Origin of the sequence: Photorhabdus sp. CRCIA-P01, from assembly GCF_003545805.1 — a bacterium.
GTDB classification, from domain to species: Bacteria; Pseudomonadota; Gammaproteobacteria; order Enterobacterales; family Enterobacteriaceae; genus Photorhabdus; species Photorhabdus antumapuensis.
The window spans coordinates 1-24,214 of sequence record NZ_NMQR01000030.1 but is presented as its reverse complement, the minus strand read 5'-3'; the positions used below and the strand labels follow the sequence as shown (position 1 = coordinate 24,214).

At 39.9% G+C, this 24,214-nt stretch carries 29 protein-coding genes and 4 pseudogenes; 23 read left to right on the top strand and 10 right to left on the bottom strand.

The genetic code is table 11. The annotated features are described in order from the left end of the window. Positions 1–154: 154 nt before the first annotated feature. A complete protein-coding gene (locus tag D3222_RS16715; protein ID WP_369973526.1) occupies positions 155–742 on the bottom strand; it encodes a phage repressor protein CI in 588 nt (195 codons plus the stop codon). 423 nt (positions 743–1,165) lie between these two features. Between D3222_RS16715 and D3222_RS25590 the strand changes: the two genes are divergently transcribed. The 9 genes and pseudogenes from D3222_RS25590 (at position 1,166) to D3222_RS16675 (ending at position 7,219) form a co-directional block, all read left to right on the top strand. After that, positions 1,166–1,330 carry a hypothetical protein gene (locus tag D3222_RS25590; RefSeq protein WP_165603259.1) on the top strand — a complete coding sequence of 55 codons (165 nt, stop codon included), beginning with the start codon at positions 1,166–1,168 and terminating at the stop codon, positions 1,328–1,330. 289 nt (positions 1,331–1,619) lie between these two features. Next, positions 1,620–1,823, top strand: a complete 204-nt coding sequence (locus D3222_RS16710) for a tail protein X (RefSeq protein WP_118987167.1) — start codon at positions 1,620–1,622, stop codon at positions 1,821–1,823. Between the two features lie 433 nt (positions 1,824–2,256). Next, positions 2,257–3,051, top strand: coding sequence for a phage baseplate assembly protein V (locus D3222_RS16705; protein ID WP_118987191.1), 795 nt, complete (start codon positions 2,257–2,259; stop codon positions 3,049–3,051). After that, on the top strand, positions 3,051–3,392 hold the full coding sequence (locus D3222_RS16700) for a GPW/gp25 family protein (RefSeq protein WP_118987166.1): 342 nt from the start codon (positions 3,051–3,053) through the stop codon (positions 3,390–3,392). Before D3222_RS16705 ends, D3222_RS16700 begins: the two co-directional genes overlap by 1 nt. Before the next feature lie 4 nt (positions 3,393–3,396). Continuing rightward, positions 3,397–4,398, top strand: a complete 1,002-nt coding sequence (locus tag D3222_RS16695) for a baseplate assembly protein (RefSeq protein WP_118987165.1) — start codon at positions 3,397–3,399, stop codon at positions 4,396–4,398. After that, positions 4,391–5,005 carry a phage tail protein I gene (locus tag D3222_RS16690; protein ID WP_118987164.1) on the top strand — a complete coding sequence of 205 codons (615 nt, stop codon included), beginning with the start codon at positions 4,391–4,393 and terminating at the stop codon, positions 5,003–5,005. The genes D3222_RS16695 and D3222_RS16690 overlap by 8 nt, the downstream gene beginning before the upstream one ends. After that, a complete protein-coding gene (locus D3222_RS16685) occupies positions 5,002–6,123 on the top strand; it encodes a phage tail protein (RefSeq protein ID WP_118987163.1) in 1,122 nt (373 codons plus the stop codon). Before D3222_RS16690 ends, D3222_RS16685 begins: the two co-directional genes overlap by 4 nt. A gap of 23 nt (positions 6,124–6,146) precedes the next feature. After that, positions 6,147–6,357, top strand: a pseudogene (locus D3222_RS26800) (phage tail protein); the annotation flags it as partial. A 265-nt stretch (positions 6,358–6,622) separates the two neighbouring features. Continuing rightward, positions 6,623–7,219 (top strand): tail fiber assembly protein, encoded by a 597-nt coding sequence (locus D3222_RS16675; RefSeq protein WP_118987161.1) that lies wholly within the window; start codon positions 6,623–6,625, stop codon positions 7,217–7,219. A 53-nt stretch (positions 7,220–7,272) separates the two neighbouring features. On the opposite strand, the gene D3222_RS26795 is transcribed toward D3222_RS16675, so the two are convergent. Further along, on the bottom strand, positions 7,273–7,365 hold the full coding sequence (locus D3222_RS26795) for a tail fiber assembly protein (RefSeq protein WP_118987160.1): 93 nt from the start codon (positions 7,363–7,365) through the stop codon (positions 7,273–7,275). 79 nt (positions 7,366–7,444) lie between these two features. Further along, the gene (locus D3222_RS16665) at positions 7,445–7,741 is read right to left on the bottom strand and encodes a tail fiber assembly protein (protein WP_232832558.1); all 297 of its coding nucleotides are present in this window, start codon (positions 7,739–7,741) and stop codon (positions 7,445–7,447) included. Positions 7,742–8,208: 467 nt separating this feature from the next. Between D3222_RS16665 and D3222_RS16660 the strand changes: the two genes are divergently transcribed. The 13 genes from D3222_RS16660 to D3222_RS16610 all read left to right on the top strand — a co-directional run bounded on the left by D3222_RS16660 (position 8,209) and on the right by D3222_RS16610 (position 19,270). Beyond that, the gene (locus D3222_RS16660; protein WP_118987158.1) at positions 8,209–9,384 is read left to right on the top strand and encodes a phage tail sheath protein; all 1,176 of its coding nucleotides are present in this window, start codon (positions 8,209–8,211) and stop codon (positions 9,382–9,384) included. A 10-nt stretch (positions 9,385–9,394) separates the two neighbouring features. Then, a complete protein-coding gene (locus D3222_RS16655) occupies positions 9,395–9,910 on the top strand; it encodes a phage major tail tube protein (protein WP_118987157.1) in 516 nt (171 codons plus the stop codon). A 26-nt stretch (positions 9,911–9,936) separates the two neighbouring features. Beyond that, positions 9,937–10,254 (top strand): phage tail assembly protein, encoded by a 318-nt coding sequence (locus tag D3222_RS16650; RefSeq protein WP_011144426.1) that lies wholly within the window; start codon positions 9,937–9,939, stop codon positions 10,252–10,254. A 14-nt stretch (positions 10,255–10,268) separates the two neighbouring features. Further along, positions 10,269–10,388 carry a GpE family phage tail protein gene (locus D3222_RS16645; protein WP_011144425.1) on the top strand — a complete coding sequence of 40 codons (120 nt, stop codon included), beginning with the start codon at positions 10,269–10,271 and terminating at the stop codon, positions 10,386–10,388. Further along, positions 10,381–12,807 carry a phage tail tape measure protein gene (locus D3222_RS16640; RefSeq protein WP_232832554.1) on the top strand — a complete coding sequence of 809 codons (2,427 nt, stop codon included), beginning with the start codon at positions 10,381–10,383 and terminating at the stop codon, positions 12,805–12,807. The genes D3222_RS16645 and D3222_RS16640 overlap by 8 nt, the downstream gene beginning before the upstream one ends. Before the next feature lie 2 nt (positions 12,808–12,809). Then, complete coding sequence (locus D3222_RS16635; protein ID WP_112878681.1) at positions 12,810–13,274, top strand: phage tail protein; 465 nt, start codon at positions 12,810–12,812, stop codon at positions 13,272–13,274. Continuing rightward, positions 13,271–14,356, top strand: coding sequence for a phage late control D family protein (locus tag D3222_RS16630; RefSeq protein ID WP_118987155.1), 1,086 nt, complete (start codon positions 13,271–13,273; stop codon positions 14,354–14,356). The genes D3222_RS16635 and D3222_RS16630 overlap by 4 nt, the downstream gene beginning before the upstream one ends. A 75-nt stretch (positions 14,357–14,431) precedes the next feature. After that, entirely contained in the window at positions 14,432–14,653 is a 222-nt protein-coding gene (locus tag D3222_RS16625) for an ogr/Delta-like zinc finger family protein (RefSeq protein WP_118987154.1), read from the top strand. Positions 14,654–14,858: 205 nt separating this feature from the next. Continuing rightward, entirely contained in the window at positions 14,859–15,965 is a 1,107-nt protein-coding gene (gene asd, locus D3222_RS16620) for an aspartate-semialdehyde dehydrogenase (RefSeq protein WP_118987153.1), read from the top strand. Positions 15,966–16,393: 428 nt separating this feature from the next. Next, positions 16,394–16,507 (top strand): DUF4158 domain-containing protein, encoded by a 114-nt coding sequence (locus tag D3222_RS26115; RefSeq protein ID WP_232832553.1) that lies wholly within the window; start codon positions 16,394–16,396, stop codon positions 16,505–16,507. Between the two features lie 60 nt (positions 16,508–16,567). After that, positions 16,568–17,425 carry a hypothetical protein gene (locus D3222_RS25585; RefSeq protein WP_198672839.1) on the top strand — a complete coding sequence of 286 codons (858 nt, stop codon included), beginning with the start codon at positions 16,568–16,570 and terminating at the stop codon, positions 17,423–17,425. After that, entirely contained in the window at positions 17,422–18,693 is a 1,272-nt protein-coding gene (locus tag D3222_RS25580) for a transposase (protein WP_255417041.1), read from the top strand. The genes D3222_RS25585 and D3222_RS25580 overlap by 4 nt, the downstream gene beginning before the upstream one ends. Positions 18,694–18,721: 28 nt before the next feature. Next, on the top strand, positions 18,722–19,270 hold the full coding sequence (locus D3222_RS16610; protein WP_118987152.1) for a Tn3 family transposase: 549 nt from the start codon (positions 18,722–18,724) through the stop codon (positions 19,268–19,270). A 122-nt stretch (positions 19,271–19,392) separates the two neighbouring features. Here the strand turns inward: D3222_RS16610 and D3222_RS16605 are convergent, their stop codons facing one another. From D3222_RS16605 to D3222_RS16585, 5 genes and pseudogenes are all read right to left on the bottom strand, one after another. Continuing rightward, complete coding sequence (locus D3222_RS16605; protein ID WP_118987151.1) at positions 19,393–19,947, bottom strand: CpmK protein; 555 nt, start codon at positions 19,945–19,947, stop codon at positions 19,393–19,395. After that, positions 19,928–20,464, bottom strand: a complete 537-nt coding sequence (locus tag D3222_RS16600) for a carbapenem self-resistance protein CarG family protein (RefSeq protein ID WP_118987150.1) — start codon at positions 20,462–20,464, stop codon at positions 19,928–19,930. Before D3222_RS16600 ends, D3222_RS16605 begins: the two co-directional genes overlap by 20 nt. Beyond that, the gene (locus tag D3222_RS16595; protein WP_118987149.1) at positions 20,454–21,302 is read right to left on the bottom strand and encodes a formylglycine-generating enzyme family protein; all 849 of its coding nucleotides are present in this window, start codon (positions 21,300–21,302) and stop codon (positions 20,454–20,456) included. The genes D3222_RS16600 and D3222_RS16595 overlap by 11 nt, the downstream gene beginning before the upstream one ends. A gap of 17 nt (positions 21,303–21,319) precedes the next feature. Further along, entirely contained in the window at positions 21,320–21,544 is a 225-nt protein-coding gene (locus tag D3222_RS16590) for a 2Fe-2S iron-sulfur cluster-binding protein (protein ID WP_118987148.1), read from the bottom strand. Next, positions 21,538–22,155: pseudogene (locus D3222_RS16585) on the bottom strand (IS630 family transposase); the annotation flags it as partial. The pseudogene D3222_RS16585 and the gene D3222_RS16590, both read right to left, overlap by 7 nt. Between D3222_RS16585 and D3222_RS16580 the strand changes: the two are divergent. Continuing rightward, positions 22,144–22,968, top strand: a pseudogene (locus D3222_RS16580) (IS110 family transposase); the annotation flags it as partial. The pseudogenes D3222_RS16585 and D3222_RS16580 sit on opposite strands and share 12 nt — an antisense overlap. 284 nt (positions 22,969–23,252) lie before the next feature. Here the strand turns inward: D3222_RS16580 and D3222_RS16575 are convergent. Beyond that, positions 23,253–23,633: pseudogene (locus tag D3222_RS16575) on the bottom strand (helix-turn-helix domain-containing protein); the annotation flags it as partial. A gap of 91 nt (positions 23,634–23,724) precedes the next feature. Continuing rightward, positions 23,725–24,214, bottom strand: a 490-nt coding sequence (locus D3222_RS16570; protein ID WP_441339108.1) for a hypothetical protein, incomplete at its 5' end; no start/stop codon positions are given.

Genomic DNA, 24,214 nt, shown 5'->3' with positions numbered 1-24,214 from the left:
AACTAACAGATGAAAACAAGTAAGTACTACTGGCAAAAAAAAAAGCTTATTGTATGTGAAATCCACTGCATCAGGGCATTTTTGAACAAAAAATTGCCATTAAGCATAGGATTTACATACTTGAGAATTAATTTATTAACAATGGAAAAGGTTGTCAGCACCTGGAAATCATTAGGCAAACTCGACCAATGAAATTAATTTCATTAATTGCACAGTCAAAAGTTACATCGTGATCACAGACACGAATTTTACCGCCCGGGATTTTTATGATCTTTTTAATGCTATGCATCCCTTCAATATCAATCAACCATAAACCATCCTGAATATCAGGTTCTTCTGCATCCAACAAATACCAAGAGTTGTTGTCATCAATAATGAGAGGTTTTTTAATTTCTCCGGCGATAAGTTCATTATCTAAAATTACAGGGTTTTCAACATTAAGCCTTCCACCTACTAATTTAACGCGCGGGATTGTCGGTGCAATAATATTTTCTAAAGATTCTTTTTCCTTTTCTCCATCAGGGAACATTTCTCCTTGTCCTGTGCTTAGCCATGACAATGAAGCATTAGTTTCAAGATTGCATTGAATAATCCAGTCTGCTGGAAAGCTATCTCTTAAATAACGATTTGCCATTGTACTCTTAGACACACCCAAATGGTCGCTAAGTGCCTGACGTGATTTGAATCCATATGCATGGACAAGACGCTCGATAGCTTGTTTTCCTCCACTATCTGCACCCATTTTTATCTCAGTTATGTTTTTTTTCATTGAAAGTACAGTTTAGTGAGTTTGCCGTCTCCACAAAGCCCTCTGATTAAGAGCTATAGTGATCCCAAATAAATTTATTAGATCCGATAAGGGATATTGCATCATGGGCATCTAAATTTCAATCTATATACTTTGTGAAACTATGTCATTTAAATAAAGAGAAAAAATCTTCTAAGAGATAAAAGAAGAAAAACTTATTAATTACAACGGATTGTGATCAGAAAGAAACCTTTTTAACCATTAATTATTTCAATAAAAACAATAATTAATATATTAACACTATCAAATATAGTTCCCAAAAAAGATGAAAAACCACTTTAAATTTTTCTAATCAAAGTGTACTGTTCTTATATACAGTTATGTTATACGGAGGTAAGTTTGTCAGTGGACTTTCTTATGGAATCAGTAATAGCGCAACGTATTAATTTTATAGCCAGAATGGCAACGAGCTGTGAATGTAATCATGCTGAGGATAAAGAACTTGCTTTAGTTTGGATTGCTGAGTTGTCGACACCACTTGCAAAACAACTTATTAACCACCATGAAACACTTGAAGAATAAATGCGACAGATAAATGATATAAATGTGGAAATTCTGTATGATAAATAATCTAAAGTTTCTAAGTTGATAATGATTGCATTGGAAAATAAGCTGAAAAATAGATTTTTCCTATGAATTCAGCAAATTTTGGAAGATATGATTAATTATTAAATTAGCCACTGAAAAGTGGCTTCTTGCTTCTCATTTGTACTGTTTTCTTAACAATATTGTTTTATTGTTTCTTTCCCACTATTCAGTGCACCATAGCACTTTAACTTAACAATAGACTAAATTAGAGAGGGTATACCTAATGAAAATAATTGCACAGCAGAATGATACTGTTGATGCTTTATGCTGGCGTCATTATGGTCGGACTCAAGGCATGACAGAACAGGTACTATTAGTTAACCCAGGCTTGGCAGAATATGGTATAATTCTACCACATGGTACAGAAGTTGAGATGCCGGAAATTATGACAGCGACAACGAAACCTATTTTGCAACTATGGGATTAAATATATCCATACTAAGTTGACGGTTTTTAAACAGAATTATCATTCTATATCAGCAAATTAAACTTATCTATTCTGGCTAGATAAATAAACGGTTGAAGTGGATTGATTGCAACTGTGGGCATATTGTTTACGTTGTTCAAACAAGAATAACCAGTGATCAAATCAAATTATCTGGAACGTTATACTTAATATAGTCAAGCAGCGCAAATTTGAATTTTTTGAACTATTAGAGTCAAGCTTTAACAAAATAGCACAGATTATATAAAAGCCTTTCTCGATTATGGGAAGGGCTTTTTAATTTATGTTGTTACATTTTCCCTTTTCAAGAAACTTGTTTTGTCTTTCTTACAATTCCTCTTTGATGTTGGCAACTGCCTTTGCTGGCATTCTTTCATACATAAACCCACAACCACCAAATGGCATTTTTCCAAACATGGATACACAACTAACAGAACTTCTGCGTTTATTGCGTAATCTGATCAGAACTGGTGTTGTTACCGAGGTAGATCATGCTCGAGGTATGTGCCGGGTCGCAACAGGCAATCTTGAAACCGATTGGCGGCCTTGGTTGACAATGCGAGCAGGTCATTCCCGTACCTGGTGGGCCCCCAGTGTTAGTGAGCAAGTTTTATTACTATCCGTTGGTGGAGAGCTGACCACCTCCTTTGTATTACCGGCTGTTTATTCCGATCGATTTCTAGCTCCATCAGTTTCTTCCGAAGCTGTCCATATTGCTTTCCCTGATGGGGCCGTAATGGTGTATGAGCCGAAATTCGGTGCCTTAACCGTAAAAGGTATTAAGACCGCTAATGTGCAAGCTGCATATTCCATAACACTTGAGGCAACGAATATAACACTAAAAGCACACGATAAAATCTCAATGTCGGCAAATAACAAAATTGGATTGACATCGCAAAACGAAATCTCAATGTCGGCAAATAACAAAATTGGATTGACATCGCACAACGAAATCTCAATGTCGGCAGATAACAAAATTGGATTGACATCGCACAACGAAATTTCAATGGGAGCAGACATCAAAATTGCACTAAATGCAAAAAAAGAAATGGAATTGAAAGCACCAGAACTGGCTCTGAAAGGAAAAACTAAACTGGAAGGTGATGTTGAAAATACCGGCGGAAAACTCAGCTCTAATGGTGTGACCCTACATTCTCATAAACACACTGGAGTCATGTCCGGCGGTGCGACAACAGGAGGTCCAGTATAATGATGTATCTTGGAATGAACCGACAAACCGGTCGTAGCCTGACAGATTTGGATCATGTACGCCAATCTGTCAGCGACATCTTACTAACCCCAGTTGGTAGTCGTTTAGCACGTCGTACTTATGGCTCTCTGCTACCCGAATTAATTGACTGGCCACAGAACGCGGCTCTGCGCTTGCAAATTATGGCAGCCACCTATACAGCTATCAGCCGCTGGGAACCAAGGATTAATCTGACAGCTATTACCATAACTACCCAGCAAGACGGCAAAATGACGGTAAATATCGCCGGTCATTATCAGCAGTCCGCCGGGGGGTTTTCTCTATCTATCCCTGTGAGGTAAAACAATGCCGACCATTGATCTAAGCCAGTTGCCGCCACCTGATGTAGTCGAGCCACTGGATTATGAAAGCCTGTTGGCTGAACGTAAAGCCAAATTAATATCTCTTTATCCTGAAGAACAACGGGATGCTATTACTCGAACATTGGAATTGGAATCCGAACCTCTGGTTAAGTTACTTGAGGAAAACGCTTACCGAGAATTGATATTGCGCCAGCGGGTTAATGAAGCTGCCCGTGCAGTAATGTTGGCCTATGCAACCAATAGCGATTTAGACCAGTTAGGTGCGAACTATAACGTTACCCGTGCAGTCATGGAGCCTGATAGTACCTTCCGTGATCGCATCCAAAGAGCCTTCGAAGGGCTAAGTGTTGCAGGGCCGATAGGGGCATATGAATATCATGCCCTTAAAGTTAATGAAAGTATTCGTGCTAATAGAAATGAATACAAAGGTGAATATCAAACTGTTACAGATGTTTCCGTCATCAGCCCATCTCCGGCCAATGTAACTGTGACTGTTTTGTCGCGGAAATGGATATGGGAAAAAGATAAAGAAGATGAAGAAGATAAAGAACATAACGGTGTAGCTTCACAAGAGTTACTGAGTAAAGTGATTGCGGCACTTAATGATGAAAATGTCAGGCCCGTTGCTGATCTGGTAAAAGTGCAGTCAGCCCAAATAGTGGAATATCAAATTGATGCTGTGCTTCATCTCTATCCGACACCTGAATCTGAGCCTATCCGTAAATTGGCTCAACAAAATATGGATAAGTACGTGCTAGATCAACATAAGTTGGGGAGAGATATTCGGTTATCTGCCATTTACGCTGCCCTGCATGTCGCAGGAGTACAGCAGGTAGAACTGAGAGCCCCGACGAAGGACATAATTCTGTGTAAAGACCAAGCTCCTTATTGTACGAGCGCGAAACTGGAAATAGGTACAAAAACACACACTGCTGATTGTTCCAAACCAAATCCAGGTTTGATAGTGGGAGGTTCTGATGAATGACCGCCTGTTACCAACAGGTTCTACTGTTTTGGAGTTGGCTGCGGCTAAGGCGTGTTCGCAATTGCAAAATATTCCAGTACCGCTTCGCCAACTCTGGAATCCTGATACTTGCCCTGAGGAGTTATTACCCTATCTGGCGTGGGCATGGTCGGTTGATCGCTGGGACGAAAATTGGTCGGAGAGTACTAAGCGAGAAGTGATAAAAAACTCGCTATTTCTGCACAAACATAAAGGAACCATTGGTGCCGTCCGTCGCGTGGTAGAACCGCTTGGCTATCTCATTCAAATAAAAGAATGGTGGCAGAACAACGAAACACCGGGCACATTCCGGTTGGCGATAGGAGTGCAGGAAAACGGGATCACCGAAGAAACTTTTTTAGAACTGGAGCGGCTAATTTCTGATGCCAAGCCTGTAAGCCGTCATTTGATAGGTTTGTCAATCAATCTGGATGTTAAGGGCGAATTTTATTGCGCTGCAACGAGTTATAGTGGAGATGATCTTACTATTTACCAATATCTTCCTGAAATAATCACAACTAGCGACAATATGCCTTTAGGGGCAGCAATTCATTTGATCGAAACAGATACATTGAGGATTTCACAATGAAATACTTTGCAATTCTAACCAATTTGGGAGCGGCAAAGCTAGCAAATGCTGCTGCTTTGGGGACAAAGGTTGATATTACCTACATGGCTGTTGGTGATGGTGATGGTAAATTACCCTCCCCTGATGTCAATCAGACCAAATTAGTTAATGAAAAACGTCGTGCTGCAATTAATACATTAAGTGTCGACCTGGTAAACACAAACCAAATTATTGCTGAACAAATTATCCCTGAAAGTGAGGGTGGTTGGTGGATGCGTGAAATTGGTCTGCTTGACAGTGAAGGTAACTTGATTGCAGTAGCAAACTGCCCGGAAACCTATAAACCACAATTACAGGAAGGTTCGGGTAGAACACAAACTGTCAGAATGATCTTGATTGTCAGCAATACGGATTCGGTAACGCTGAAAATCGATCCCTCTGTAGTTCTGGCAACTCGTGATTATGTAGATAGTTCCATTCAGAAACATGAAAAAAGCCGCAATCACCCAGATGCCACGTTGACAGAGAAAGGTTTTACAAAACTTAATAGTGCCATTAACAGTAATGATGAAACTACAGCAGCAACACCTAAAGCAGTAAAAGCAGCTTATGATAATGCTAATAGTAAATTGGCAAAAAACCAAAATGGTGCGGATATCCCAGATAAAAATGCTTTTGTGAAAAACCTTGGTTTATTGGAAAAATTAATTCCGGTAGGTGTACCACTTCCTTGGCCGACGGCCACTCCGCCGGAAGGGTGGGTGCAATGCAATGGCGCGGCCTTTGATAAAGCGAAATATCCGGAATTAGCCAAGGCTTATCCTGGTGGTAATTTGCCCGATTTGCGAGGTGAATTTATTCGCGGTTGGGATGACAAACGTGGCGTTGATCCAGATCGTACATTATTGGTATGGCAAGAAGGGTCTTATCTACTACAGGAAATTGGTCAAGTTGATAATGTTGTTAACTTCTCACTCAACGAGCGTACGAAATTACAATGGGATACTCCCCAAAATAAAGATATTCCACTGAGAGCTAGATCTGTCGGTTCAGCAACGACTTGGACTACCAGTGCAGGTTATATGGGGGTATCAAGGCCACGTAACGTAGCGTTTAACTACATTGTAAGGGCAGCATAATGCTCATGTCTGTACTTGAAGAGATCCCAGTAGGAATACCACTTCCTTGGCCGACTGACATACCACCAAATGGGTGGGTGAAATGTAATGGGGCAATCTTTGATAAGTCTCTATATCCGAAATTAGCGGAAACTTATCCCAGTGGTAGATTACCTGATTTACGTGGTGAATTTATCCGTGGTTGGGATGATGGACGTGGGGTAGATATTGGTCGATATCTACTGTCCACTCAATTGGCAGATATTGCTCCACACAGTCACAGGCTTAACCGAATGTGGTCCAACTCAAATGGTGGAATCGATGGTTTAGGTACACCAAGCCGTATTCTCAATAGTGTCTACCAAGGCGTTAACTACGGAATTGATCTGCGCGGACTAGGCATCGCTATCGGAATGGGAGCTGGTGGTTTCGGTTATATGGATAATGCAATTGCTGCTTCAACAGGAATAGAAACACGTCCACGAAACGTGGCATTTAATTACATTGTGAGGATTGCCTGATGAATAAGGCTGTACTGGATAAAAATAATATTGCTACCAGTAGCGGAAGTATCGTTGTGTTTAATTACGATGCGATTACGTTGGAATATTTAAATAGTTCTGATGAGTATCTTTCTATTGGTATCGGTCTTCCTGCTAATTCCTGCACAGACGCGCCACCTGATATCCAAGAGGGGTATGTTGCTTGTCGTTCATCTGATTTGACCGGTTGGCAAATTGTGCCAGAGTATCGAGGAAAAATAGCTTACAGCACACAAACTGGGGAACAGAAAGAAATCATTAAACCCGGTGAATTATCAGAAATACTGACATTTAAACAGCCTGCTACCGATTTTGATAAATGGGATGGTGAAAGATGGGTAACAGACATTGAAGCTCAAAAAGCCAATCAGATTAAACAGGCAGAACAACAACGTGTCACTCTTCGCCAACAGGCTGATGAAGCCATGACTTTATTACAATATGCTATTGAGACTGAGATGGCCTCAGACACAGAAAAAGTATTATTGCTTGCCTGGAAAAAGTATGTGGTATTACTGAGCCGTGTTGATACTTCAATGGCTTCAGATATTGAGTGGCCACAAATACCAGAATAATAAAATTATCAAGACCGGGCGTCATTCTGTCTCCGGTCTTTTTTCAGTTAAGGCTATGTTGGCCTATCGATTTCCGATGCTTTTGAAGTATCAACCTGGTTAAGTATGGCTAGGTATTTTTTCCATTCCAATAAGACCTGGCGCATTAGGTAAACACTTATTGATTACCCTAAAAAGCCAGAGTAGAAAAGGGCCCGCGTTTTTTGAACTGCGGGCTTATATTATTTATACAGGTTGTGCAGGCCACTCAATATCTGGTGCTATAGTGGGATCAATTCGGTTTGCTTGCATTCGGTATTTTTTCCAGGCTTTGAGCTGTTCTATCTCTTCCAGAGTTGCTTCATTTAGATCAACGGCATCCTGTAAGGGAGCAATATTATTGCTGGCGAGGGCTAACAATTCTTCTTTACGTATTTCTGCTTGAATAATTAACTCAGCCTTTGTGTACTCATACGGAACAATAGCGCCATTTATATATTGCCATTTACCAGATATATCACAAGCATCAGGCAGATTACTCATCTTAGCCACACTCATTCCATCTGGGTTAAAAGCTGATGCATCTCCTGAGATAGAAGATTTTTAAAAACTCACCAATCCATGATAATTTCCGAAAAGATAGTCTCATATTGGTACTAAGCAGGGTTACATATGGGAAAGATTGTCTATATTCGGGTGTCAATAAATGACCAGAACTGTGGTTTACAGGGAAATGCGTTGATGTGTATAAATTACAATCTATTTTTGTAGGAAAAATCTGTGAAAAAATAACCAACGAACAGAGCTAAGAACTCATAATAGGAAGAAGCAGGCATTGATTTATAGAGGTTTCCCTTTCCACGATAATAAAGTACTTACAATTAAATTATTAGAAAAAATAATAAATTAACTAACCTGATTTGTATCATCTCCCACACATTTCCCATCGAATGATTTAATAATTCGGATACTTCAACATAGCGGGACACCTTAATAGGAGAACCGCTAATATGGCACAAGAATATCATCACGGCGTCCGTGTAGAGGAAATTAACGAAGGCACACGCACCATCACCACTGTTAGCACCGCTATTGTCGGTATGGTGTGTACGGGTGGTGGTCCTGAAGTAGACAAAACTTTTCCATTAGATACGCCAGTCTTGATTACTGATGTTTCAACTGCCATTGGCAAAGCCGGTACAACCGGTACATTGCCTCAGGCACTTAAAGCTATCGCAGATCAGTCTAAACCTGTCACTGTTGTTGTCCGTGTGGCAGAAGGTGACACGGAAGAGAAAACCACCAGCAACATTATTGGTACTACGACTAATGAAGGTAAGAAAACCGGTATACAGGCATTGTTGGCAGCACAAAGCCAATTAGGTGTGAAACCACGTATTCTGGGCGTTCCTGGGTTGGATACGAAGGCTGTTGCTATTGAGTTAGCGAGTATTGCGCATAAACTGAGAGCAATGGCTTATGCCAGTGCTTATGGTTGTAAGACTATCTCAGAAGTTATCGAATATCGCAAAAACTTCAGTCAACGAGAACTGATGCTGATTTGGCCTGATTTCCTGAGTTGGGATACTGTTTCTAATAAAGAGACTATCGCCTACGCTACTGCTCGTGCACTGGGTTTGCGCGCAAAAATTGATGAAGAAACAGGTTGGCACAAAACACTGTCCAATATCGGCGTCAATGGTGTGACCGGTCTTTCAGCAGACGTATTCTGGGATCTTCAAGAGCCAGCAACAGATTCAGGTCTGCTAAACCAAAATGGTATCACAACACTTATCCGTAAAAATGGCTTCCGTTTCTGGGGTTCCCGTACCTGTGCTGATGACCCATTGTTCCAGTTCGAAAGTTACACTCGTACCGCTCAAGTATTGGCTGACACTATGGCGGAAGCGCATATGTGGGCGATCGATAAACCACTTACTCCTTCACTCGTACGAGACATTATCGAAGGTATTAACGCTAAGTTCCGCGAACTGAAATCTGGGGGTTACATTATTGACGGTCAGTGTTGGTATGACGAAAACGCCAATGATAAAGACACCTTGAAAGCGGGTAAATTGACCCTCGATTACGACTATACACCTGTACCACCACTGGAAAACATGATGTTACGCCAGCGTATTACAGATCGTTACTTGATGGATTTCGCGAAAAGCATAAACGGCTAAGGGGACACAGATGGCATTACCTCGCAAACTTAAATTCCTGAACTTGTTTAATGATGGCAATAGTTATCAGGGAGTAGTGGAAGAACTTACTCTGCCTAAGCTGAGTCGTAAACTGGAAACCTATCGTGGTGGTGGCATGAACGGTAGCGCAACCGTGGACTTAGGCTTGGATGAAGGTGCATTGGACGTTGAATTTACTCTGGGAGGTATGGAAGCTCAACATTATCGGCAATGGGGACTGACCAAAGCAGACGGCGTAATGTTGCGCTTTGCGGGCTCCTGCCAGCGCGATGATACCAGCGATGTGATTGCTGTTGAAATCGTGATGCGTGGCCGTTTCCATGAGTTTGACCACGGTACCTATAAGCAGGGAGATAATACTCAGACCAAGATCAGCGCTAAAAATACCTATTTCAAATTGACATGGGATGGTCAAGTTCTGATCGAAGTGGATACCGTTAACATGGTTGAAGTCGTTGATGGTGAGGATCGCCTGGCAGATCACCGTCGCGCTATGGGTCTTTAATCTAATCGGATAAACAAGGTTGAACCATGACAGAAACACTAATTACTCAAAATGACGAGCAGCGCACAATCGTATTAGAAGAACCGCTTGCACGTGGTAGTAGCAACATCACTGAAGTGGTGGTGCGCAAACCGAACAGTGGCGCGCTGCGTGGTGCTCGGCTACAGGCTTTGCTGGAGATGGATGTGGATTCAATGATATTGGTTTTGCCCCGCGTCACCACACCAGCGCTCACTAAAAGCGACCTGTTGTCAATGACACCCGGCGATCTGATTAATCTCAGTGTTGAGGTGGTCAATTTTTTGTTACCGAAGTCGGCGAAGTCCGGTTTCCAGACCGACTAACCGTAGATGAATTGGTGGCAGATATTGCCACCGTTTTCCACTGGTCTCCGGCAGTGACAGATGAAATGTCACTACCGGAATTACTGGACTGGCGACATCGGGCCATCTTACGAAGTGGTGCAGAAAATGAGTAATACACAGTCACAGCTTAAATGGGTAATACAGTCCGTTAATAAGCTGACCAGCGCCTTGAAATCCGCGCAGCGAAATAATAAAAGGTTGGCGGATTCTATCCGGCAAAATCGTGACGAATTCAAGCGATTAAATCAGACTTATAAAGCAATTAAACCTTATTCTGCTCCTGAATATGCGCAGGAAACTGCGCATACCAGTAACAAAAAGGAAGAAAATCGCAGTGAAGGTCGTTATAGCAAAATCAAAGAGCTTCGTGACCGCGTCAGCCAATATGGTGCTAGTGCAAAATCAGCCGGTAGTAAGATACTGACAACCAGTAAAAACTTTCTGATGCCGGGTTATGATTTTAGTGCTCAAATGTCCAAAATTCAAGCGCAAACTAATATTGAAAAGAATTCTCCTGAATACACCATGTTGCTCAATCAAAGTCGTGAGCTGAGTAAAAGCACTGGGATTCCTGCCAGTCAGATTGCACAGGGACAGAGCCTTTATGCCTCCAAGGGTTATTCTCCTGACCAGATAAAGAATATGATGCCTGGCGCGGTATTAATGTCGCAGGCAAGCGGTACGGATTTTACCGCTGTAGCTGATATTGGTACCGATGTACTGAAAGGGTTTAAATTGCAATCCGAAGAGATGGGGCATGTTAGTGATGTTTTGACGGCAACGTTTATTGGTTCAAAAACAACGTTGGCAGGATTGGGTGACACCATGAAATCTGTCGCTCCAGCGGCCGCTTCTTTGGGGATTGATATTGAAACCGTTGCGGCTGCTACAAGAAAGCTAAGTGATGCCAATATCAAGGGAAATGAAGCTGGAGAGGCTTTGAGCAGTGTACTAAGCCGGTTGGCTGAACCACCTAAAGCTGCTGCTGCTGCATTGAAACAACTCGATATTAAAACTCGTGATGCTAAAGGTAATTTACGGCAATTACCTGATATTCTCGTTGAACTAGATGATAAAACCCGCTCAATGAGCAGTAAACAACGTACGAGTTATTTCACAACAATTGGTGGTGAAAATGCCGCTCCTGCTTTGGATGTGCTGGTAAATCAGGCAGGGCAGGGGGGATTGCAATCTTTTATCGCTGAACTAAAAAATGCTCAAGGTGAATCCCAAAAAGTTGCATCTGCAATGACGAATAGTCTTACCGGTGATATCCAAAAGCTTAATGCTGCCTGGAGTGATCTGGGTGTTCAGATGTTTTCCGGCGCAGAAGGTCCTTTAAGGGGAGTCACTCAGCAAGTGACAAATGTGGTCAATAAAGTCGGTGAGTGGATGGAGGCTAATCCACGCTTGGCTGCAACGCTTGCGACTATTACGATGGTAATCGGAGGGGTGTTAACTGTTTTTGGCGCATTGGCTCAGGCGATCGCTTCAATATTACTTCCGTTAGCTGTGGCGAAATATAGTCTTACTCTCTTTGGTAGTGCTGGTGTGAGAGCCCTCGGATTTGTGGGCAATGCTCTGAAAATGTTGGGTAGCACCATGATGATCGTCGGTCGTCTGATGATGGCTAACCCAATCCTCGCCATTATTGGTGTAATTGCTATGGCTGCTGTTTATATTTGGCAAAACTGGGAAACATTGGGACCGAAATTTTCTCAGCTTTGGGAAAATATTAAAATTAGCCTAAGTGAGAAATGGGAGTCTATTAAACAGAGTGTCCTGCAAACTTGGGAAAACATTAAAAATAGTATAAGTAATGCCTGGGAATTAGTTAAGCAGAACACATTGGATATTTGGGAAAATATTAAAATATCGATTTCGGATAAATGGAATGAAATTATTGCCGGCATAATGAGTCTGCCCGATAAATTTAAAGAGTTCGGAACAGCGATAGTTAATAGTTTGCTAGATGGGATTAATGAAAAGTGGGAAGCCCTGAAAAAGAAATTGACTTCATTGTCTGAGTATCTCCCTGACTGGATGCGGTCGAAGGAAGATATTTCAAAAGATGCCAGTAATAATGTGAATCCTAATGTCAGTTCGGTTCTGCCCAAACATGACAAAGGGGGCATTATTCCGTCTGGACGATTTGGCATTGTTGGTGAATATGGACCAGAGATTGTCACTGGACCTGTCAATGTTATTAGCAGACGACAGACTGCTAAACTTGCTGCGGCTGCTGCATTTTCTTTAAGCGTAATGGCGCCTTCTACCGTAGCCAGAACAGCACCGTTGCATACTCAGAGCTTGCCAGTTCATGCTTATCCGCAGATTCAGGAAAAGAAAGCGGACAAACGTCAGATAGTAGAGTACCGCAGTGAATCACCGGTTTATCACATAAATATCTATGGTGCACCGGGGCAGTCTGCGCAGGATATTGCCGCTGCGGTTAGGCGCGAATTGGATGATCGGGAGCGTAAACAGCAGGCTCGTTTACGTAGTTCATTCTCTGATAGAGGAGAATTCTAATTATGATGGCTGCACTGGGTTTATTTGTTTTTATGTTGAAAACCACACCATACCAGAGTATGCAACATCAGCAGTCATGGCGACATGCTTTTAACAGCCGTATCGGGATGCGGCCTGCCTGGCAATTTCTGGGGCCGGATAACGACACAATGACACTTTCCGGTTCGTTATATCCAGAAATTACCGGTGGTCGTTTATCATTGACGGTACTACAAGTGATGGCTGATAGCGGTAAGGCTTGGTCCTTTATAGATGGCAGTGGCACGGTTTACGGTATGTTTGTCATTGAGAGTATCGACCAGACAAAAACTGAATTTATGTCGAATGGTTCTGCCCGCAAAATTGATTTCACGTTGACATTGCGGCGAGTGGATAGTTCTCTAAGTGAAATGTTTGGTGATCTTCAGGAACAATTCTCTATGCTTACAGACAATTTGTCAGATAGAGTCAGAGAGGTATTGCCATGACGTCTGAATTTGGCAGAGGTTCCGAAAAAGGCAGTGCACCGGCATTTCTTTTGGAAATTGATAATAAAGATATCAGCGGGCGCATTCAATCGCGCCTGATATCACTAACAATGACAGATAATCGTGGTTTTGAAGCCGACCAGCTTGATATTGAACTGGATGATGCAGATGGAAGTTTGGTGCTACCTTCCAGAGGTAATGTGATTTCATTGGCATTGGGATGGCGTGATCAACCACTGATTAGTAAAGGCCGTTTTACTGTAGATGAAATTGGCCACAGTGGAGCACCGGACAAATTAACGATTCGTGCCCGTAGTGCTGATTTCCGTGAATCTCTCAATATGAGACGTGAAGAGTCTTATCATGAGAAAACGATAGGTGATATTGTCCATACTATTGCGGCTAGAAATAACCTTACCGCCGATTTGCATCAAGATATTGCGAAGATATTTATTAGCCATATTGATCAGACGAATGAGTCAGATGGTAGTTTTCTTACGCGTTTGGCAAGGCAAGAAGGGGCAATTGCTTCAGTAAAAAATAGTAAGTTGATATTTATTCGGCAAGGACAGAATAAAACAGCCAGTGGTGCGGTTATCCCTGAATTAGTGATTACACGTCGGTCAGGTGACAATCACAATTTTACCCTATCTGACCGAGAAGCTTATACCGGCGTGATAGCAAACTGGTTGGATGTCCGTAAACCGGAGAAAAAACATACCTTAACCGTTGAGCGAAAAGGTCAGAAGAATGCTGATAAATTAACATCTTATTTAGTGGGTAGCAAAGATAACGTATTGGAACTTTCCCGTACTTATGCTGATGAAGCCAGTGCTAAACGTGCTGCCAAGGTTACCTGGGAGAAAATACAACGTGGGGCAGCGACGTTTTCGATTCAACTGGCTCAGGGGCGTGCAGATCTCTACCCTGAAATACCAATCAAAGTTACCGGCTTTAAACCAGAAATAGATGCCGCCGAATGGACATTAACGACAGTTACTCACATGGTGAATGGATCTGGTGGTGGTTTTACAACAGCACTGACTCTGGAATTAAAAATTGATGATCTCGACATGAAATAATTGTTCTTTAAGTGAGATCACATTGCTATATTGTTCACATAGTGAGAGCTCATGTTTTAGTTAAAGGTAAAAAATATGATCAAGTGTCCTCTTTGTGGTAAAGCTGCTCATGCACGTAGCAGCTTTGAGCATTCCTGCCATACAAAAGAACGTTATAATCAATGTCAAAATATCAATTGTGGTGCAACTTTCGTCAGCCATGAAACGTTTGTCCGCTTTATTTCCAAACCTGGTGAAGTAATAAGCGTTAAGCCGCATCCCAAAGAAAAAACTAAAACTCAATTGAATATGACTTGAAAATTAAAAGTTAATTGTAAATATTTGCCACCAAACAGGTGGCTTTTTACTCGGATGCTTGATTTGTTATATATCTTGCTGCTAGCTACGTTGCTAAATATCTTGTGAATTAGTTAATAAATTCACTTGCGTCCCTGGTCATATTTTGTCAGTTTTGGTGTAATCAGAATCACTGATCAACACTCACTAAAATAGGACAATAATGATGAAAAGTGTGGGCTTTATCGGCTGGCGCGGTATGGTCGGCTCAGTATTAATGCAGCGTATGATTGAAGAGCGGGATTTTGATGTTATTCGTCCGGTATTCTTCACGACATCACAACACGGACAGCCCGCACCTGATTTTACTGGTCAGCAAGGTACGTTACAGAATGCTTTCGATATTGAAGCTCTTGGTGCTTTGGATATTATTATTAGCTGTCAGGGGGGAGATTATACTAATGAGATTTATCCAAAGTTAAGAGCAACAGGTTGGCAGGGATATTGGATTGATGCGGCGTCAGCACTGCGTATGAATGATGATTCTATCATTATTCTTGATCCAGTTAACCATGTGCATATTCAGCAAGGTCTTAATGAAGGTATAAAAACTTTTGTTGGTGGTAATTGTACTGTTAGCCTAATGTTAATGTCTTTGGGCGGTTTGTTTGCCAATGATTTGGTTGAATGGGCTTCTGCTGCAACTTATCAGGCAGCTTCTGGTGCGGGCGCTCGTCATATGCGTGAACTTCTGGTTCAAATGGGAGCTCTACATACTCAGGTAGCAAAAGAGCTGCAAGATCCGGCATCGGCTATTCTAGATATTGAAAGAAAAGTAACGGATTTTACCCGTAGTGGAGTTATGTCAACTGAGCAATTTGGCGTGCCGTTGGCAGGTAGTTTGATCCCGTGGATTGATAAACAACTTGATAACGGCCAAAGTCGTGAAGAGTGGAAAGGTCAAGCAGAAACCAACAAAATCCTGAATACTGGTAATAATATCATTACTGTAGATGGTTTGTGTGTCCGTATTGGGGCGTTGCGTTGCCACAGCCAGGCATTTACTTTGAAATTGAAAAAAGATATTCCGATTCCTGAAATTGAGCAATTACTGGCTGCGCATAATGATTGGGTTCGTGTTATTCCAAATGATCGCGAATTGAGTATGCATGAATTAACTCCGGCAGCGGTAACAGGCATGTTGAATACTCCTGTGGGGCGTTTACGTAAGCTGAATATGGGCCCAGAGTATTTGTCGGCTTTTACAGTAGGTGACCAATTGTTGTGGGGAGCAGCAGAGCCTCTGCGTCGTATGCTACGTATTCTGGCTTAATCATTTTAATCTATTTATTTATGTAAAAATCCACTCGTTATTCGGGTGGATTTCTCTATATGGCATTTGATGGTTCTGTTGATTGTTTCTTTATTGGTTTATTTTTGTTATATTACATAAATTATATTTGTGATTTTTATCTACCTAGTAGGGGGTTTTTAACCATAGCCCCCATTTGTTCCCTCGCTCCCTCCTAGCCCTTGTTACGTCTGGCTTTAAGAAGAAACTCTCATATAACCAATAAGCATGTACGGAAAACCTATAACCTATAATTTAATATTTTCGTATGGTATAACATACCGACAGGGTTTTTCGTATATTTTTTTAACCCTAAATAGATATATTTCCCTTTGTCGATCTTGGTTGTCGAAAAACCACTGTTTTCCGACAGTTTTTAAGTCTAATTTTCACTGATATGGAACTCTCAGATGGCATCTTCGCGTTTATCCATTCTTACCGATGAAGAAATTCATTCCCTTTATGAAATCCCTGATATTAATGACGAAGAAAGAGAATTTTTGTTTGAGTTAGACGGACGCTGAAGACATAAAATACCTTGACTCAATAAAAAGTATATCTCAGAAAATTAATTACATACTTCAATGAGGATACGACAAAGCGACCAATTAGAGAAAGAAGCCAAATCACTAGTCAAACGCCACGCTTTACCTAAATTTATCCTTCAAGAGCTATTAGATTACTGTTTAAATAACAATCTATTACGTCCAGCTTACTCAACAATGCAGAACATTGTTTCTTGCGCACTTCGCCAAGAACAACAGAGATTAAATAATAAGTTTTATGCCAAAATCGAACCGACGATTCGAAGCCAATTAGATAACCTTTTGAATATGGATGATTTATTTTATAAATTAACGCTGATAAAAAAGGATCAGAAAGATTTCCATAAGCCAAATTTAAACCGTGATTTCTATCGCTGGGAATGGTATGGACAGCAATCTCTTGTTATCAAAAGAAATCTTCGACCAATATTCAAAATATTAGAATTCACCTGTACAAATATTGAATTACGAAGTGCGGTGACATTTTTTAAACGTTATCTCCTTGAAGGTGGTGTTAATTTTCACTCTATCTCTATGGACGATATTCCTTTTGACTTTTTTCCAAAAGCACAACGTCATCACCTATTTTATAAAATAAAATCAATAGATGGTAAACAAATCAAATCAATTGATTCAGGCCGTTACGAATTTATGCTGTATTTTTACCTGATGAAAGGCATTGAAAATGGTACTGTATTTATTCGAGATAGCAATAATTTTAGGTCACTGGAAGATGAGTTAATTAATGCTGAGGTATGGAAAAGAGATAAAGAAAAAATTCTTTCACAGTTAAATATGCCATTGTTAAAACACGATATCGCTAATTTATTGGAGATAGTAGAAATATCCTTAGAAAATAAATACCATGCCGTGAATACCCGTATCCAGCATGAGTGATCTTATGCGTTTTGTTGCCGAAGAAACACGTTATATCAAATCTTTTACTCATATTCAGCCTCGTCACGCAAAAACAGAACCAAGAGGCGCTTCATGTGGTCATAGTTGCAAGTGCTACAGGTATAGAACCGGCTAAAATGCAAGAAATCAGCGATGTTGAAGCTAACAATTTCGAAAATATGCAGAACAATTTTATCCGAAAGCAAACACTCAGCCACGCAAGTGATCTGATTATTAACGAAATGAAAAAACTCCCTATTTTCAGTAAATATAATCTTGCAGACTATGGAGTTCATGCCAGTGTTGATGGACAAAAATTCGGTACAAAATACAGTACAATAAAATCTCGGTATTCAAAAAAGTATTTTGGATTATTAAAAGGGGTCATTTTATATTCTCTTAATGCAAATCATCTGCCTCTCTGTCTTAAAGTGATTGGAGCTCATGAACATGAATCACATTATCTTTTAGATATCATTGAAAGTAATCAGTCCGACGTTGAAATAGCTTCCATTTCCGGTGATATGCACAGCATTAATCGGGTGAACTTTGCATTACTCCATTTATTTGGATACCGTTTTATGCCGAGATTTAAACAGCTAAACAATAAAGCCAATAATAACTTAGTGGGATTTCAGGAGCCCAAAAAATACGCTAAATATGTGATAAAACCGAGTGATAAAGCAGATATTGGGTTGATTATTAATGAATGGGATAATGTTTTAAGGATCTTAGCCTCCTTAGCATTAAAACAAACAACACAAAGCAAAATTGTTCGTAAGTTATCGGTTTATAAAAAGAATCCTACATTGAAAGCACTGATGGAATTTGATCGGATCATCATGAATGATTATATATTAGACTATATAGATTCGAAGGAAATACGTGAAATTGTGCAGTCCGGCCTTTGTCGTGGTGAATCTTACCATCAATTAACATCAGCAATAGCAAAGATTAGTGGCGGTAAGGTGTTAAATGGAAAAGATGAAATAGACTTGGGTATCAATGCAGAATCCATTCGCCTTATTGCAACAATAGTTATTTTTTATAATGCACAGTTGCTATGTCGACTATATGAGTATTTTTTAAAGAAAGATCAGCAAAAAGCGAAAGCGATAGTTCAAATGTCCCCCGTTGCTTGGCGGCATTTAAGCTTCTTAGGAAAATATGAATTTTGCAACAAAGATAAAAGCATTAATATTCAAAAAGTTATTGAATTACTATTGATGAGTGCAGAAAACGATATTTGCCTTGAAAACCTGTCGTAGCAAGGGTTGAGAGGGTGCGAGGGAACAAATGGGGGCTATGGTCAGAAAACCCCATATAATGGCTTCTCTTGGTCAGAAGGAAACGACGCAATCATCCATTGTTAGGAAATTAAGCTCTTATGCTCGACAAAATAAAACAAAAAAAGCGTTGTGGGAGCTGGATAATATTATAAGAAGCATCTATATGCTTGACTATATTGATAATAAATCCCTGCGCCAATATGTTGCCAAAGCATTAAACCGTGATGAAGCTTACCACCGATTGAAAAAAGCGATAGCGCATATCAACGGGGGCAAAATGAATGTAAAAAGTGAAAATGAACAACATATTATCCACGAATGTACCAGACTCATAGCCAATGCAGTTATTTATTTCAACGCAGAACTCTTGTCCAATTTGCTTGAAAGAGGTGATCCTGACGGTTTATTTGAGATGGGACAGCTAGGGAAAATATCGCCAGTGGCGTGGCAACACATTAATTTCTATGGTCGATTTGAGTTTAATGACATAGCAACAACATTTAGCGTTGATGAGTTCGTCAAGTCGGTTGACTTGGCGACATTATTTACAGATTAAAGTCATAAACAGTGGAAGGACCTGAAAAGCAACTTTGAACCCTATCGGAGGATGGGCAAAAATAGCCTAATAGGTATTTAAGTAGCTTATTCTACTTAAATACCTATTATAAAAATATGTTCTTAATAAAGAATTTCAACTTGCACAGGATCACTTATTATTTTAATCATTCCAGTATTTGTTTTTTCAAAATCGATTTGATATTTTTCAGTGTTAATGCCTAAGATAATATTATCTAGATAAGTATATGCAAATCTTATTGATTTATTTCTAGCCCAGTTTGGTAATGAATGAATGTAATAGTTAAAAACTATAAAACCTTTTTTTTTGTTTATGTAGGTAATATTTAAAATTTCTTTTACCATCATTCTACCGTAACAGAAATCACCATTTTTATTATATTCTTTCTTTCCCAAATCAGTAAGTGTCCATGTCTTATTTTTTCCTTTTAGATTTGATTTAATCAAACCCGAATCAACAAGAGATTCCATTCTTGCATTGACCCATATAGAATTATCATTATTTGAAGCTGGCCATTCAGTTTCACCTAAACATAAATTAGTTGTTTTATCGATCGCTTTTTGCACTTCCTTTGTGTAAATTAAAACCTCTTTTGAGTGGCAAAAAAAGGGCAAAAAAAAACCAAAAAAATTATTTTCATAAGTTACACCTATCATCGAATTCTAAAATAGCATTGCTAACACTTTTATATGTTTTTTTTGTGATAAACTCATTAACGCGATCCCAATAATAATCAGAAATACCGGCATCTTCATCATTATATTTTATTTCATATATAATAAATTCAACAGGGTGCTCACCAAATATATCTTCTGTATCAATCTTTTTCTTTGAAAATAAAATATAATAAATACCGTTCTTTACTCTTAATTCATAATCTTGTATTTTTATATCATATGCAGATAATTTGTAATCAAACCAAGTGAACCCACTATCATTTGGAACAGGAATTATATTGAATCTATTATCTTTATTTTTTATGAAAACTGTTAAAGTATGGCTTGGATGTGATGTGTTATTTTCAAATTCAGCATAAAAAACCACATCTTTTTTTCCATCTCTGTTTAAATCTAAAAAATTAGCACCATTCTTTAGATTTACTTTACTTCCGTTACAAGAAAATGTATCAAATGAAAAAAGAAAGATAAAGATTAAATAATATTTAATTTTCATTTAAGTGATTCCTTACTAATCTAAATCCAACATCTGGAAGAAAATAATTTGAACTATGCATATCGCAGCTTGATAAATTTTTTGAGTGAGAAAGATAACTACCTCCACAAAAATAGTACATATTCACTCCATAAAAATCATCAATATGGTAAATCCACTCAGAAACATTCCCACTCATATCATATAAATCTAAATCATTTGGAGATAATTTACCTACTATTTGTGTGCCAAAATGATTTAGATTAAATTCAGGATACCATGCTACCTTTTTTGGATCATTGCTCCCTGAATGATAATATCCATATCTTCCTAATCGTAGTGCAGGTTTTCCACCTCTTGCTGCAACATGCCATTCATTTAATGTTGGTAAACGATAACCATTAGCTTTCTCATTTATATAAATATTTAATTCTTTTCTTTTTTTCTTAATAATTTCATTTCCTTTTTTTAAATATACAGGATTGAGATTTGATTTTTCACTTAATGCATTTGAAAAGACAATAGTATCTAACCATTCAATATTAGTTACAGGATGTTTCCCATTATCTTCTTCTGAGGGAAGACAATCTTCATAAGACGCACCATTGCAGCCATCATCAAATTCATAACCATTTAATATTGCCCATTCATATACTTCTTTATATAGTGAATAAGTTACTTCATTTTTCATGATATAAAATGAATTTAATTTAACATTAAAGTGATTTTCATAATCTTGAACACCAAATACATTACCAACATAAAATTCACCTCCTTCAACAAAGCTAAATTCAACATCATTAAATGAATATGATTTCAAAGATATAATTATAGATAAAAATAAAACAGCATTCTTCATTTTATTATTCCAAACATTTATATTTCAATATCACTAATTGGATACGAGCAGCAAGTTAAAATATATCCATCTGATATTTTTTCTCTAGATATACCTCCTGAATGTTTTAAGTTAACCTGACCAGAAACAAGTTTAACTCTACATTTTCCACAATGTCCAGAAGCACAATGATACTTTAACTTTACTCCATTTTTATAAGCACATTTTAAAATTGTCTCATTATACCCAAGAAACTTCAAGATGCAGTTTTTAGCACCTGAAAATGGTCGTTAATTCTAGACGTCAGCGAGTCCGCTATATCAGGTAGCGTTGTGGTGAAAAATTTGAAGACTTTGTCTCGAACCTCATGTTTATCCGCGAAATAACGGTTATTTCGAACATGTTCATTCATGACCTTCCATAATCGCTCTATCGGGTTTAAATTTGGGCTGTATGGAGGAAGGTAATGTAATTCAATATTGCTAACATAAGCCCACTCCTTCACAAGATGAGCTTTGTTGTAACCCGCCCCATCCACAATAAGATGAATTTTTTGATGATAGTCAGGATAAGACCTTCTTATTTCATTGAAAAAACAGCAAATGTTGTAGTCATTGAGGGTTTGATATTCCTGGAACACCGTACGACCAATGGCATTCAGGTTGAGGGCGCCCAATAGATTCAGGCGAGTTCGGCTTCCGGTTGTTTTGACTGTTTTTTTCTCACCTTTTCGCATCCAGCCATAACCGAGTTTGGTGCCTTGAGTCGGGTGAACCGCGTCAAGAAAAAGGAGGGGTTCGTCTTTCGCTGTGACTTTAAGATTTTCATCATATTCAATAAATTGTCGCTGTTTCTCTGCCTTATGGCTCGCCGGATCGCTGATTTAGGCCATGAGGCAAAGCTGATTTCTCCGCAGTTCGTCCGTCCTTTTGTTAAGAGTAACAAGAACGATTTTGTCGATGCTGAAGCTATCTGCGAGGCAGCTTCCCGGCCCTCCATGCGCTTTGTGCCCCCCCGCACAGAAGACCAACAGGCGATGGCCGCCCTCCATCGCGTCAGAGACGCACTGATATGGCAACGCGTTAAAACCACCCATCAGATGCACGCTTTTTTGCTGGAGTTCGGCGTCAGTCTGCCGCGCGGTATTGCCGTGATACGACGTCTGGCCGCTGTGCTGGAAGAAAATGACTTTCCGCCTTATCTGGCAAGGGTTCTGAGCAGACTCCACAGTCATTATGTTTACCTCAGCGGAGAAATTGAGGAAGTCGATAAGGAACTGAAAACGCCTCTGGCGGAAGATGAAACCGCGCAACGCCTGCTGACCATTCCTGGCGTTGGGCCGGTAACGGCGAGTCTGTTAGCCAGGCGGCTGGGGGACGGTAAAAACTATGCCAGCAGCCGTGACTTTGCGGCTTCAACAGGGCTGGTTCCCCGCCAGTACAGCACGGGTGGAAAAACGACACTGATGGGCATCAGCAAGCGGGGTGATAAAAATCTGAGACGGCTGCTGGTGCAGTGTGCCAGGATCTTTATGCCGCGGCTGGAGCATAATCCAGGGCGTCTGGCAGAGTGGGTGAACAGGCAGCTTGCCCGCCATCACTCGAACGTTGTGGCGTGCGCGCTGGCGAACAAACTGGCACGAATAGCCTGGGCCGTTACGGCACATCAGACGGTGTTCATTAAATAAAAGAGCCAACGAAAAACTGCGTTAGCTCAGTAAGTTAAGCAGTTACCATCTGGTTTTGCGACGACAGATAATTGATGACATGAACGGCATATCGGCCTGCTGATGAACCTGATATAGAAAATGGCTCTCTGAAGCCGACCGGTTTTTAAGGTTCGGCAGGCACGGAACTCATCGTGGCGCGGGCATGACTGCTCACCAGACGCCGCAGACGCCGAATAGATTTACGCAAGCCCACCATACATCAAAATTTGTGTTGCAAAAACGGGGGTGACCATAGATTTTTACCCCTGACGGTGTAGCCATTTATTCATGCCGGGAATACTAAAGGTAATATTCCAGAGCTGAGTGACATAGGCCACGATTTCATGGGTGTGATGGAAAAGATGTTGAGATAAGTGGTTGATTAAAAAATCAGTTTGTTCTCGGGAAAGTAAACTGTCAGACCCCCCATTACCCGATTTAAGTTTACCATGATTAAGGTAATCACTGATATGGCGGTCAACGGTGGTCTGATGGAGTCGCAATGCCTGGGCTATCATCACAGAACTCCACCCTTCAGAAGCCAGAAGGATAGCTTTTATTCTGTCTCGTACTTGACCATCGCGAGTGGTGTCGTGAAGACGCTCAAGTTTGATTTTTTGTTCTGATGTAATAAATATTTTCATAGCGAGGATAATGATCTCCATTTCGGATAAAATCAAGCATCTTCAATGACTACGGGTATAACGTGTTTCTTCGGCAACAAAACGCATAAGATCACTCATGCTGGATACGGGTATTCACGGCATGGTATTTATTTTCTAAGGATATTTCTACTATCTCCAATAAATTAGCGATATCGTGTTTTAACAATGGCATATTTAACTGTGAAAGAATTTTTTCTTTATCTCTTTTCCATACCTCAGCATTAATTAACTCATCTTCCAGTGACCTAAAATTATTGCTATCTCGAATAAATACAGTACCATTTTCAATGCCTTTCATCAGGCAAAAATACAGCATAAATTCGTAACGGCCTGAATCAATTGATTTGATTTGTTTACCATCTATTGATTTTATTTTATAAAATAGGTGATGACGTTGTGCTTTTGGAAAAAAGTCAAAAGGAATATCGTCCATAGAGATAGAGTGAAAATTAACACCACCTTCAAGGAGATAACGTTTAAAAAATGTCACCGCACTTCGTAATTCAATATTTGTACAGGTGAATTCTAATATTTTGAATATTGGTCGAAGATTTCTTTTG